The following is a 12412-nucleotide window of genomic DNA, read 5'->3' as shown; positions in this document are numbered from 1 at the left end:
GCGTGTCAAGGCTCACGGTTGGAGACTGATTTCACGGCTGGGCGGTCGCGCATTGGAAAGATTCCGGCCAAGGAGGGCACCAGTTGACCCAAGCGATGCCGCAGCAACCAGACAGCGACCAGAACGCCGTGCAAGACCGCAAACGGCAGCACCCAGAGTGAATTCTGCGGCAGTACCAGATACACCAGCGCAAACCCGGCCCCTACGAGACACTGCCCGGCCACGGTTAGCCACGTGCGGACGGCCAGCCAGCCACCCGCCTTCACCAGCCGGATCACATACAGGTCTTGGGCGAGAAAGACGACCCGGCTGCAGAGAAATCCATAAACCACACCCACCATCCCGCCCAGATGCCATCCAACATAGACTCCGGCCATGAGCAGCAGGCCCGCGGCGAGTTTGAAGCCGAACGCCATCCCCATGCGGTTCAACGGCCCCAACTGCGCGGCGGAAATGGTCGCGATCCCGGTAAGACAAAAGGCAATGATGATGGGCGTGAACATCGGCGCGACCTGCAAGGCACGTGCTTCCCCGAGCCACAGCCGAAGCGCAATCGGATGCCACACCGCCGTCCAAACCGCGGCCAGCAGGTACCAGCCAAACACGAAATTGAACGTCTCGTTGTAAATGGCGGCTGGCGATGCGCCGCGTCCACCTCCCACGGCATGGCTGGTGTTATAGGCAACCGGGCCCATGATCGCGAAGCCCAAGCCCTGCAAGCGCCCCCCGACATTCACAGCGCAGTTTTTGTAATTCGCGAAGTCGGCCGCCGGCGCCAGCCGGCCGAGAATCACCTGGTCAATGGTTCCGAGGAGCGAGCTGGCAATCAGCGTGGCAAAAGTTTTCCCGGTGAACGCGGCCATCTCACGAGCGCGAACCCACCGGGCCTCCCGCAGGTCGAAACCCAGATTGAGACGGCGACGCGCGTGCCACACCAACAGGCCCAACTGCACCAGCCCGATGAACACACTCCAAAGGACAATGAGCAGCGGGTTCTTGGTGAGCCAGGCGAGGATGACGGAGGGAATAATTTGCAACAGACTAGTCCCGGTTTTTAACGCGCCGATGAATTTGAACTTTAGATGCGCCTGCAACAGGAAGTTCCAAAATTGCCCGTAGTATTCAAGGAACAGGCCGAACCCGCCCGCGAAAAAACACGCGCGCAACAGCCCTTCATTCGCGGGCGATACGTTAAACCACTTGTGGCCGAACGTGACTCCCACGAGGGAGAAAACCAGCGCCATGCATGCCACCAATGGAATGGCGATCAGATTGCCGGTGGCCCAGTATTCCCGCACGGAAGCGTGATCATCACTCCCAAGTGCCACGCCGATGTAGCGTCCGACCGCCACGCCCAAACCCAGATCCGCCAGCCCAAACATGCCGCTGAAAGTAGCCACATAACCCAAAACCGCGTACCGCTCATCGCCCAGGAAACGGAAGAACAACGGCACGGAAAAAATGTTCACGACGGTGACCACCACCAGCGGCGCCATGCTCCACAAAAACTGTCGCTGCATGGTCATGCCGGAAAGAGCACTCGCGCCAACCAACGTAAATGAAGTCTCAAAACTGCCACGCGCTAATCCATTGTTGCATCCAACCAGTCTGGATTTTGTTCTGCGTGATCGGCGATTTCAGACCAGATCATCTCAAGCGGGGTTTGCGGCTGCCAGCCCCAGGTTTGCGACGCCAGCGTCGAGTCGAGCACCAGCCACGGCACATCAAACGGTCGCGTGGTTTTGTCCGATGCAATTTCGCGTTTGCCGAACCGTTGCTCGCACCACGCGCTCAATTGCCGCAACGAAGCGCTTTGGCCAATACCGCCGCTGATGTTCATGATGCGGGGCGCGTCTTTGCGCGAATCTATCATCTGTTTGGTCAACAGCGGCAGCAGGTCGCGCGCGTGCAGGCAATCGCGCACCTGTTGACCCGTTCCATCGAACCCGATGAATTTCAACGGACGCCGGCCGTGCCAGGAATGAATCCAGAACGAAAAAATCCCCTGATCAATTTTGCCGAACTGCCCGGCGCCCGCCAGCACGCCGCAGCGATTGATGAACATCGGTAAATCAAAAGCCTCCGCGTATTCGCATGCCAGGATTTCCGAAGCGCGCTTGGAACTCCCGTAAAGCGAGACGGGCGGCGCGGTCGAGAAGGTTTCCTGCACGCCCTGCGTACTCAAGCCGGCAATCTGATTCGCCGCCGGGGTTGGGTCGAAGCCGCCGCCTTTTGACTCAACCGGAATCGCCGCGAGCTGGCGCACCGAATAAACGCGACTGGTGCTGAGCATGATCAGGCCGGCGCGCCAGGCTTTCGCCAGTTCGAGCAGATTGACGGTGCCGCCGAGATTGTGCTCGATGAGTTGCCGGCTGCTGGTCTTGCCATCCACGCCGGCGAGCACGCTCGGGTTCGCCGCCGCGTCAATGATCCAGTCACAGCGGGGGATGCTCTCCAGGTCTGTCGAACTGCGGATGTCGCCATGAAAAACTTTCACGTCGAGGGCGCGCAGGGCGAGCCGGTTCCGCTCGCTGCCCGCGCGCAGGTAGTTGTCGATGCCCACGATTTCCCAGGCCGGCCAGCCCTCGCGCAGGCCGCGGGCCAGCGTGCTGCCGACGAACCCGCAAATGCCTGTGATCAAAATGCGCATTCGAAGTTGGACCTCACGTCGCGGCCAGGCGTTCACGCCACGACACGGCGATTTCGTGGAAGATTTGCGAAAGGTTGCGCGTGATGTCCCACTTGGGATAATGCGCCTTCATCTTGCGCAGATCGCTGTAGTAACAAATGTGGTCGCCCGCGCGGGCCTGATCGACGTAGGTGGAAATTTGTTTCCGGCCCGTGCAGGTCTCGGCCATCTGGAAGGCTTCGAGGATCGAGCAGGAATTATTTTTCCCGCCACCGAGGTTGTAAACTTCACCACAGCGCGGCGATTGATAAAATTCAAACATGAACCGCGCCACGTCCTGCGAGTGGATGTTGTCGCGCACCTGTTTGCCCTTGTAACCAAAAATTTTATATTCCTTCCCTTCGAGGTTGCACTTGACCAGGTAGCTGAGAAATCCGTGCAACTCCACGCCGCTGTGGTTGGGGCCGGTCAGACAACCACCGCGAAGACAACCCGTGGGCAGGTTGAAATAACGTCCATACTCCTGCACCATCAAGTCCGACGCCGCCTTCGACGCCCCGAACAGCGAATGCTTGGACTGGTCGATCGAGAAACTCTCCGGTATTCCCTGCGCGAACTGCGGGTCGGCGTAGTCCCAGCGCGTTTCCAATTCCTGCAACGGAATCGTGTTGGGCCGGTCGCCATAAACCTTGTTCGTGGACATGTGGATGAAGGGCGATTCCGGACAAAACCGGCGCGCCGCTTCGAGCAGGTTGAGCGTGCCCACGGCGTTCACGTCGAAATCGTCGAACGGAATCTGCGCTGCGAGGTCGTGCGAGGGCTGGGCCGCTGTGTGAATGATGACGGCGGGCCTGAGTGTCTCCACCAGTTGCAGCACACCGGCTCGGTCGCGGATGTCCAGTTCATGATGCGTAAAGCGCGGCAACTGCCGGATGAGGCGTTCCTGATTCCACCGGGTGTTGCCCTGCGGACCGAAAAAAGCTTCGCGTTGATTGTTGTCGGCCCCATGGACGGCAAAATCGCGCTCGTGGAAAAACACCGCCACTTCGGAACCAATGAGACCGGAGGAGCCGGTCACCAGACAAACTTTGCTCATTGTGGGCATAGACTGTGACGGCGTGGTTTTGAAATCAATGAGAAAAGGAGTTGTGGGGCGTAATCGGACGCGACAACCGAAGCCGTGAGGAGTACCCCCACAACCCGTCGCCCGGCATTGTACCCTCGTCGCTGCGGAGCGCGGACAGCCTTGTCCGCGTGCTGACTTCAAGCTTTCGGGAACTTGCGGACAAGGCTGTCCGCGCTCCGGCGACGTGGAAATGCGGATTCCCCGCAAGCAAGTTGCGATCATCCTTCCGCCTCGTGACCTCGGCGGCTACCGATTGAACGGGCTGCTACCGCACGGAGTCACTCAAATTGCCGGTGTTCCGCAGATTGCCGCGGAATTTCGGCCAGGGCGCTTTCGCGAGCGGCGCATCGCCCTTCACCGCGATAAAGCACATTGTGAAATCGGACGTTATGCCTGGCAGATATATCGATCCGTTGGCCCCGATGGATGGCGAGGCATATCCGTTGTAATACAAATAGTAGGTCCATTTCCACCAACGATCCCCCAAAGTCTCATCCTGATTGTAGCCATTGAGCAAGCCGCCGCGGTAAATGAAATACACGGTGCCGTCCGCCGCAATCGCCGGCGCCGAATCTATGTCCTCCTCGCCCCGATCCCATTTCTTCTTGCCATCGGGGGTGATGGCCCACAGATACTTGTTCGCACCGACATAAATCTTCCCATCCGTACCGATCACGGGCGACGACTCGGAGATACTCGCAGTATGGAGTTTCCAACGCAAATGGCCGTCGCGATCAAGCGTGTAGAAGTAACCGTCCACCGACGTGAGGAAAATATTCCCGTCCCAGTCCAAGGCCGGGGAGGAAATAATCGCTCCGCGCGTGGCGAATTCCCATTTCTTCTCTCCGCCCGGCGACAAAGCGTAAAACTTGCGGTCATGCGACCCGAAGTAGATGATGCCGTTGGTATCAATCGCGGGTGAAGAGACGATTGGGCCGCCGGTCTGGAACTGCCATCGCTTCGTGCCGTCCGGATTCAGCGCATAAAACTTTTCGTCCCACGAACCAAAGCAGATGGTGCCGTCCTGCGCCAATGCGGGGGAGGAGTCCACCCAACCGCCGGTTTTGAATTCCCATCGCTTTTGTCCGTCGGCCCGCAGCGCGTAAAATCTCCGGTCACGGCAACCGAAATAAACCGTCCCGTCCTTGCCGATCGCCGGCGCGGATTTGATTTCGATACCCGTCTGGAAAACCCATTCGCGAGATCCGTGGGAATCGAGCGCCCATAATTTTCCGTTGAACGTGCCGAAGTAAATCGTTCCATCGTCGCCCACAGCCGGCGAAGAATCACTGGGGGACCTAATCGCTGTTGCCCATTCGTTGGTCGTGGCGTGCTCGGCAGGACTGGTGCCCGGCCGTATCACCAGCGCCAGAAAAACCAAAACGTGAGCGAAGCGCTTCGTTGCTCCAATCATTCGTGTGGCAAAGTAACGACCGGACGCGCCGCCAGTCAACGCCGAAAGCCCATCAACTTTCGCGTTTTCTTTTCTGCCTGCCCGCCTACACTCCGCTCATGCCTTCATTCGACATTGTTTCGGAAGTCAGCTCGATGGAAATCGAGAATGCCGTCAACACGGCCAAAAAGGAACTCGCCAACCGCTTTGATTTCAAGGGCAGCAAGGCTGAGATCGTCCTCGACAAAAACGAAATCAAACTCACCGCTGAAGACCAGTTCAAAATCAAAGCGCTGGTTGAAATCGTCATCGGCAAACTCGCCAAGCGCCAGGTCAGCCTCAAGAATGTCGAACGAGGCGAGCCGGACATTTCGCCGCTCGGCCACGCGCGGCAATCCATCAAGATCAAGCAAGGACTCGATCCCGCCGTGGCCAAACAGGTCACCGGTTTCATTCGCGAAACCAAACTCAAAGTCACGACGCAAATTCAGGATCAGCAGGTGCGCGTCACGGGCAAGAACCGCGACGATTTGCAGGCGGTCATCGCCGCGATCCGGGCGAAAGAGTTTCCGGTGTCGTTGCAATTCCAGAATTTCCGGGATTAATGTTGGAGTTCAAGCTTTAGCTTGTCGGGCGGGGTTTGACCACTGGCCGAAGCAACCTGAAGGTTGAACTCCAACGGTTAAATCTCCAACACCTGCTTGTATTCCGGCACGATGACTTCTTCTCTGGGTTTTATCATCCGCAACGTGGCCGCTTGCGCGAGGCATTGCGACTCCGCCTTTCTTGTAGGCGACGAGGTAACCAGCCTCAAACTTCCCCCTCACGTCGGCGGTTACGACGCAGATCCTTAGCGCGGTCAAGCCGCAACCGCAGCGGAGCGCGGAATTTATTCCGCTTCGACTCTCGCTCCGCTGTACCGCCTGGAAAGTTCGGCGCCCGCTCGAACCGTCGGACGTTGAAGCGGAATAAATTCCGCGCTCCAAAATCTTCGCAAGCTGTGACGATGTTGGGAGATAGGACTGCAGCGGCGACCCCATTTGATTTTCAGGGCTGCCGCACCTTGAGCCGCTACTGCGTCACCAGTTCGCGAATCTTGAGGTTGCGGAACGAACATTCGTCGTTGTGATACGTGAGCAGGATGTGGCCTTTGATCTTTGTGCCGAAACCTTCCACGTTCCTGAATTTGCTTTTGGCCACGGCCGCCATCACTTGTTCACTACCCAACTCGTATTCAAGCACCTTGGCGCCGTTGAGCCAGTGCTCGACGTGATTGCCGCGAACGATGATGCGGGAATGGTTGATCTCGCCCGTCGGCTTCAACGGCTTGTCCAGTTTCGGCGCCAGCACGGCGTAGAACGAAGCGGTGCTGTGAATCGGATCGCTTTCTTCCCGGCCGTCCACCATCTGATATTCGTGGCCGAGCGCATGGTCACGCGATTCGGTGACGAAATACTTCACGCCGTTGTTGGCTTTGGGCGGCAACCGCCAATCCCAGCTCAATTCAAAATCGCTGAACTCATCCGCACTGATGATGTCGCCGCCGTTGCCGTGGGCGACGCATTTGAGCCAGCCGTCTTCCACCACCCAACCGTGATCGGGGAAAGTTTGCCTCTTGAAACTGCGCCAGCCCTGCGTGGTCTTGCCGTCAAACAGCAATTTCCAACCGGCGGCTTTTTCAGCAGCGGTCAATTGGTTCGGTTTGGTGTCCGCTAGGTTTTCCGCAGCGGTAAGAGTAAGCGCACAAGAAACGACCAGGAGCGAAGACGGAAACTGTAGCCGCCGACGTGAGGAGGCGGAGCCGCGTCGAGTTTCGGTCTGGAAAGTCCGCCTTCTTATGTCGGCGGCTACAGCCGTCAGGCTTTTTCGTGCAAGCTGTAAGATCGAGACGAATCGAAGGAATGCAATGGTTTTCATTCGTTTGATGGGGTGATTAGACGCGGGCTGGTCGGGCACGTCAAGCGTTTGGCGGATGGCAAACCGCAGCATTCACCCAGTCGCACTCTCTCACGGCATCGGAGGTGGAGGCATTTTGTCGCCCAGCCGGAGGTATTGCCAGATGGCGTTGATGGTTTTAGGACCGTCGCCGTCGTAGAAATCGGTCAAGGGACTCTTGCCGTTCTCATCAAAAAAAACCGGCATCTTCGAGGCGGGATCGATCTGAATGGGGTTTCGCACCCAGCGCTCAAAGTAGCTTCGCCGCAGGCGCTCGCCGCTGTGGGCAAGGTCGAGGCCGGGCGTTTCGAAGGCCTGATCCGCACCGAAGTCGCCGACGCTGTGACAAGTGACGCAAGAAAAGCCGCCCGCCGCCGAGACGAGTTTCTGTCCCACCTTCGCCGCGTCCATGTCGATGGCTGGCTCGGCTGGAGTCTGCGGTGGGAAACCGTGTTGCGTCGCCAAGCCTTGCGCCAACCACTCGGCTCGTTCAGCGAACGCCGGCATGCGCGCTTCGAGCCAGGGACGGGGCTTGTAGGAAATCTCTCCGGCAAGGAATCTTGCCATCCATTCCGGCTTCAGTTTTTCACCGAGGATGTCGAACGGCGGAATCTCTTCGACCTGACCGTGGCAGGCGCGGCAATCGAGCAGACGTGATTGTCGCTCCGCAAACTCCGCTGGAACGTGTCGTGCGAGCGAAGCGCGATCCGTGGCGGCGAACGCTTGCAACGCCTCGCGGCCGGTCGCGGTGAAAGCGAACAGTGGCGACTTGGAATCGTCAGAAGCCTTGTCCGCCAGACAACCGGATTGCCACTTGTCGGCGGGCAAGTCTGTCAGCGACTTTGTCTTGAACTGGTTCTCGAGTTTCAGCGTGTGGCAATTCAGACAACCCGTGGTCTGCGTCAGCCGTTTTCCGCGTTCCCTGATTGCGCTGTCGTTAGGCGCCGAAATCTCCGCGGGTTTATCGGCGACGGAATTGAGGAACGCGGCCAGTTGTTTCGCTTCGTCGGGCTTAAGTTTGAAATTCGGCATCCGGGTCCACGCATAATGTGCTGCGGGCTTCAGCAGGAACTCGGACAAAGCGCCGGGCGCGAATTTCGAGCGGAGGTGCTTCAATGAAATCTTCGCAGTGTCCGACTCACTCATGTCCGGGGCGTTGTGACACGCGGCGCAATGCAGGATTTCAAAAAGTCTTTTGCCACCTTCCTTTTGTTCAGCAGTCGGAGCGTTGTCATCGTTCGGCAACAAAACGCCTTTCTGAGCGGCGAGAAAGCCGGCGATAGCCTCCGCGTCTGCCTTCGCCGCCGGCCCACGCAGAATCTTTGGCATGTGCGCGGTGGGGCGCTGCATTTGGGGATCGAGAATCCAACGCGCCATCCATTCATAATTGCGACGCGAACCGATGCCTTCAAACGACGGCGCGTCCATGCCCAGTTCTGGAATGGCGGGGTCCGACGCCGGAAGGGCATGGCACTTTGCGCAACGGAACTCGATGAACAGTTCACGTCCAAGATGGAGTTGTTCCGTGCGTTGCAGGGCTGCGCTCCCGCCAGTATGACTGAACGCCGTCATTGGAATTGGGCCACGCGGAGTCTCCTTGTTGAACCAGCAGAGCCGGACAAAAGCGTCGCCTTGCGTCGGGTTGCGAAACGTGGCGGTGAGCGCATTCGTGCCTTTGTTCAAACGAATCGTTTTGCTGGCGTCAGTCTTGTTCCCATCGCTGGTAACTTCCAGAACCGTCACGCCGTTGATTTCCAGTTTCAGTTCCCCGTTCAGTTCGGCCTGGAACGCATAGTCCGACCGCAGCTCGACGGAGAGCTGACCGCTCCAGGTCGCCGTGAATTTTCCGGCGGGAAGAAATGGGCTGGGCGACTTGCCCGACGGGACGTAAAGCCAGACATTCGGAACGACGACCACATCGACCGGTTGCGCTTTCCCGTCCGCCCCGGCCCAAGTCATCGCCAGTCCCGGTTCAGTTTGGGGCGGCGATTGCGCCACCAGCGAGCACGACGCTGACGCCATCAACAGCCCAAGGAGCATCGCCTTCCCGCGTGGTCGCGTTATTTCAGGCATACGATTGCAGTTTCAAACGTCGGGCGGTTGGAACACTTCATAAAGCGATGCGTCAATTTTTGATTTTTCTACCCACGTTGTCCAAACGAGTCGAGGGACAAAACCTGAATCCAGCGAAAAAGGAACTTTTGTCATTTTGGGATTGCAAGGGCAATGGCGCGGATTAGACTGACGGCAATAGCAGCCCAACGTAACCGAACTTTATGTATTTTGGAGTCGATTATCATCCCGAACATTGGGTTTACCCCTACGCCGGCACGCCTGAAGAGCCGGAGTCTCGCTGGCAGCGCGATGCGCACCTCATGGTGTCCGCCGGCATCAATGTCGTCCGCATGGGCGAATTTGTCTGGGGACTCTGCGAACCGGAGGAAGGCAAATACGAGTTCGAATGGCTCAGGCGCGCGATGGACGTCATGAAGTCGGCCAACATCAAGGTGGTGCTCGGCACGCCCACCGCCGCCCCACCCATCTGGCTGGCGCGAAAACATCCGGACATCCTGCCGCTGGACGAGAACGGACTGCCGCTGCATGAAGGCACGCGTCACGCCTATTGCCTGAACAGCGACGTGTATTGGGATTACTCCAAGCGCATCGTCACCGCCATGGCCACGGCGCTGGGCAAGCATCCGCAGTTGATCGGCTGGCAGATCGACAACGGCATCGGCGGACACCTGACTGAATTTTCGTTCAACCCGGAGACACGGCTCGACTGGCACGCGTGGTTGCAGGCCAAATACGAGACCATCCAAAAGCTCAACGAGGCCTGGGGCACCCGCTTTTGGAGCCAGATCGTGACGGACTGGGATCAGGTGCCGATGCCGATGCGCGCGCCGACCGTCCACAATCCGGCGCTGGTGCTCGATTGGATGCGCTTCTCCAGCGACACCATCGTGGCCTACGTCAAAATGCAGACGGACCTGCTCCACGAACTGACTCCCAACGCCCCCGTCACCACCAACCTGCGCGCCTTGACCCGGCACTTCGACCACTTCGACATGGCCGGCGTGCTGGACTTTGTTTCCGTGGACAGCAACGCGACCATCAAGTCCCGCTCCGCCGAGAACGCCTGCGAAATCGACATCATGCGTTCGCTGAAAAAAGAAAATATTCGAACCCCGGATGGCGACGCGGGCTTCTGGGTCATTGAACAAAAAGCCGGGCACGTCAACTGGCAGGATGTGAATTCGCTCGTTCGTCCCGGTGTCGTGCGCCTTTTCACCTATCAACTACTCTCGCGGGGCGCCAGCGGCGTGCTCTACTTCTTCTGGCGGCAACCCCGCATCGGCTCGGAAAAATTTTACGGCGGTGTGCTGACGCATGACGGCCGCGGCGACAACCGCGTGTACAAGGAAATCAGCCAGATCGGCGAAGAAGTGAAACTCCTGGCCCCCGTCCTCAAAGGCACCAAGGTCGTGGCCGAAACCTGCATCCTCTACACGCACGAAAACGAGTGGTCGCTCAAACAACCGATGCAGCCCAACAAATACTTTAAGCTGCGCGACCACATCCAGCTTTTTCACAGCGGGCTGCACGACCGCAACATCCCGGTCGATTTCGCCCGGCCCACCGAAGACCTTTCCAAATACAAACTCGTCATCGCCCCGTCACTCAGCCTCTTGGCGGGTGGCGAGGTGGACCGCCTCAAACTCTACGTGCAGAACGGCGGCACGCTCGTGGCCACGTTCAACACCGGATTGTTGGACGAACATCACGTGGCGTCTGATACCGGTTTCCCGCACGACATGACGGATTTGTTCGGACTGGAGGTATTGGAGTTCGACCCACTGCCGCCGGGCGAGGAGAACCACATGACCTTCAAAGGCGCGTTTCCCACCAGCCATCTGCATCCCGCGCGCCTCTGGTGCGACATCATCGAGCCGAAGGGTTGCCAGGTGCTGGCGATGTATGCCAAGGATTTCTACGCCGGTCGCCCCGCCATCACCATGAACAATTTCGGTCTGGGGAAGGCCGTGTATATCGGCACCATGAGCCACCAGCATTTTTACTACGACCTCGTGGTATGGCTGCGTCAAACCTGCAACCTCTTCCCGCTGCTCAAAGTGCCGGACACCGTGGAAGTCAGCATGAGGCAGAAGGCCGACACGAAAATCTACTTCCTGCTCAACCACCAGAACTCACCGGTGCGAATTCAATTCTACAAACCGATGCATGATTTCCTCACCGGCAGCACGTTCACCGGCAATTATGATCTCCCGCCGCACGGCGTGCTCGTTCTGGATGAACATCCCGCCGCGAAGGGCTGAGGACGGAAGACGGAAGTCAGAGACCAGCACTGAGAAAAACTTCCTGAATTCATAATTCGCCATTCCTCATGCGAGATTTAATGAATCGTCCGTTCCCGATCCGCCCGCTCCGTTCCAGCCTGCCTCGACCGAACGCCCGCCAACGCGTCCTGGCCGCGTGGCGCGGCGTGGATGTTGCGCCCTTGGAAAAAGCTCGGACTACCCGCACCCGCACCGCCGGCGACGTCATGCCGCGCGTGCTGACGGACATGCGCATCGACAAACGCCGCGCCGAAGCCGAAGTGGTGAAAGTCTGGAACAACCTCATCGACCCGAACATTGCCGCCCATGCGCAACCGACTGGGATTCACAAAGGCACCTTGTTCGTCACGGTGGACAACAGCGTGTGGCTCGATGAAATCGTCCGCTATCGCCGCCGCGAAGTTCTCGAACGCCTCCAGCACAGTTTCGGCAAGGACCTCATCGCGCGCATCTCTTTCCGCGTGGGCTGAGAAAAAAGACGACTCCGAAGCGTGCAGCCACGACGTTTTGTTCGTGTAATTGACTTGCAACTCCGCCAGCCGCCCCACGCCCCCGCCACAAGCTGCCGCAATTGCTCCAACTCTGCATTGACGCAAGCGCGAGGTTGACTCTGAATTTTCCAACGGCTATTTTCCGCAATGGGAATGGTTGTAGAATTGAGCCTCGCTACCTTCTTAAGAAGCTACACATGCGAAGGTGAATGTTCATGATTACAGTTCAATGGAAAGGCTCCTATTCGATATTGGATTTTTTTGAACTCACTGATTCGATAAGCCATCTACCCAAAAACAATGGGGTTGACCCGGTTTGATAGGCACCTTGGGGGCGGTGCGCTAAACCAACAGCGCACATGAACAAGACCAAGCACCACGAGCGTCAGGAAACCAAGACCGCGACGGTCACTGCGACCATCGAGCCGAAGCGTTACGACGAGAGCTTCAAACGCCAAGCCGTCGAACACTGGCTTAAGA

General features: G+C 58.3%; 9 protein-coding genes. 3 read left to right on the top strand and 6 right to left on the bottom strand.

Features of this window, described 5'->3' with window-relative positions; translation table 11 throughout:
* Positions 1-5 precede the first annotated feature (5 nt).
* The 4 genes from HY298_07290 to HY298_07275 form a co-directional block, all read right to left on the bottom strand.
* Entirely contained in the window at positions 6-1520 is a 1515-nt protein-coding gene (locus tag HY298_07290; GenBank protein ID MBI3850077.1) for an oligosaccharide flippase family protein, read from the bottom strand.
* A 62-nt stretch (positions 1521-1582) separates the two neighbouring features.
* Entirely contained in the window at positions 1583-2650 is a 1068-nt protein-coding gene (locus tag HY298_07285) for an NAD-dependent epimerase/dehydratase family protein (protein MBI3850076.1), read from the bottom strand.
* Between the two features lie 13 nt (positions 2651-2663).
* Positions 2664-3725 (bottom strand): NAD-dependent epimerase/dehydratase family protein, encoded by a 1062-nt coding sequence (locus tag HY298_07280; protein ID MBI3850075.1) that lies wholly within the window; start codon positions 3723-3725, stop codon positions 2664-2666.
* A 295-nt stretch (positions 3726-4020) separates the two neighbouring features.
* Entirely contained in the window at positions 4021-5169 is a 1149-nt protein-coding gene (locus HY298_07275) for a PQQ-like beta-propeller repeat protein (GenBank protein MBI3850074.1), read from the bottom strand.
* Positions 5170-5267: 98 nt separating this feature from the next.
* On the opposite strand from HY298_07275, the gene HY298_07270 reads away from it, so the two are divergent.
* On the top strand, positions 5268-5753 hold the full coding sequence (locus HY298_07270) for a YajQ family cyclic di-GMP-binding protein (protein MBI3850073.1): 486 nt from the start codon (positions 5268-5270) through the stop codon (positions 5751-5753).
* A 466-nt stretch (positions 5754-6219) separates the two neighbouring features.
* On the opposite strand, the gene HY298_07265 is transcribed toward HY298_07270, so the two are convergent.
* Together HY298_07265 and HY298_07260 are read right to left on the bottom strand one after the other, a co-directional pair.
* Positions 6220-7065 (bottom strand): DUF1080 domain-containing protein, encoded by an 846-nt coding sequence (locus HY298_07265; GenBank protein ID MBI3850072.1) that lies wholly within the window; start codon positions 7063-7065, stop codon positions 6220-6222.
* Between the two features lie 90 nt (positions 7066-7155).
* Positions 7156-9156 (bottom strand): cytochrome c, encoded by a 2001-nt coding sequence (locus tag HY298_07260; GenBank protein ID MBI3850071.1) that lies wholly within the window; start codon positions 9154-9156, stop codon positions 7156-7158.
* A gap of 203 nt (positions 9157-9359) precedes the next feature.
* On the opposite strand from HY298_07260, the gene HY298_07255 reads away from it, so the two are divergent.
* The gene (locus HY298_07255) at positions 9360-11420 is read left to right on the top strand and encodes a beta-galactosidase (protein ID MBI3850070.1); all 2061 of its coding nucleotides are present in this window, start codon (positions 9360-9362) and stop codon (positions 11418-11420) included.
* Between the two features lie 68 nt (positions 11421-11488).
* On the top strand, positions 11489-11911 hold the full coding sequence (locus HY298_07250) for a DUF721 domain-containing protein (GenBank protein MBI3850069.1): 423 nt from the start codon (positions 11489-11491) through the stop codon (positions 11909-11911).
* The last annotated feature ends 501 nt before the right edge of the window (positions 11912-12412 follow it).

It is taken from the genome of Verrucomicrobiota bacterium, assembly GCA_016200005.1.
Lineage (GTDB): Bacteria > Verrucomicrobiota > Verrucomicrobiia > Limisphaerales > PALSA-1396 > PALSA-1396.
Note: the sequence above shows the minus strand (reverse complement) of the source record. Positions and strands in the feature narration are given on the sequence as shown.

What these genes read in the sequence shown, in the direction of transcription:
- HY298_07290 (MBI3850077.1), bottom strand. Translation starts at nt 1,520, where the DNA reads ATGCAGCGACAGTTTTTGTGGAGCATGGCGCCGCTGGTGGTGGTCACC.
- HY298_07285 (MBI3850076.1), bottom strand. Translation starts at nt 2,650, where the DNA reads ATGCGCATTTTGATCACAGGCATTTGCGGGTTCGTCGGCAGCACGCTG.
- HY298_07280 (MBI3850075.1), bottom strand. Translation starts at nt 3,725, where the DNA reads ATGAGCAAAGTTTGTCTGGTGACCGGCTCCTCCGGTCTCATTGGTTCC.
- HY298_07275 (MBI3850074.1), bottom strand. Translation starts at nt 5,169, where the DNA reads ATGATTGGAGCAACGAAGCGCTTCGCTCACGTTTTGGTTTTTCTGGCG.
- HY298_07270 (MBI3850073.1), top strand. Translation starts at nt 5,268, where the DNA reads ATGCCTTCATTCGACATTGTTTCGGAAGTCAGCTCGATGGAAATCGAG.
- HY298_07265 (MBI3850072.1), bottom strand. Translation starts at nt 7,065, where the DNA reads ATGAAAACCATTGCATTCCTTCGATTCGTCTCGATCTTACAGCTTGCA.
- HY298_07260 (MBI3850071.1), bottom strand. Translation starts at nt 9,156, where the DNA reads ATGCCTGAAATAACGCGACCACGCGGGAAGGCGATGCTCCTTGGGCTG.
- HY298_07255 (MBI3850070.1), top strand. Translation starts at nt 9,360, where the DNA reads ATGTATTTTGGAGTCGATTATCATCCCGAACATTGGGTTTACCCCTAC.
- HY298_07250 (MBI3850069.1), top strand. Translation starts at nt 11,489, where the DNA reads ATGCGAGATTTAATGAATCGTCCGTTCCCGATCCGCCCGCTCCGTTCC.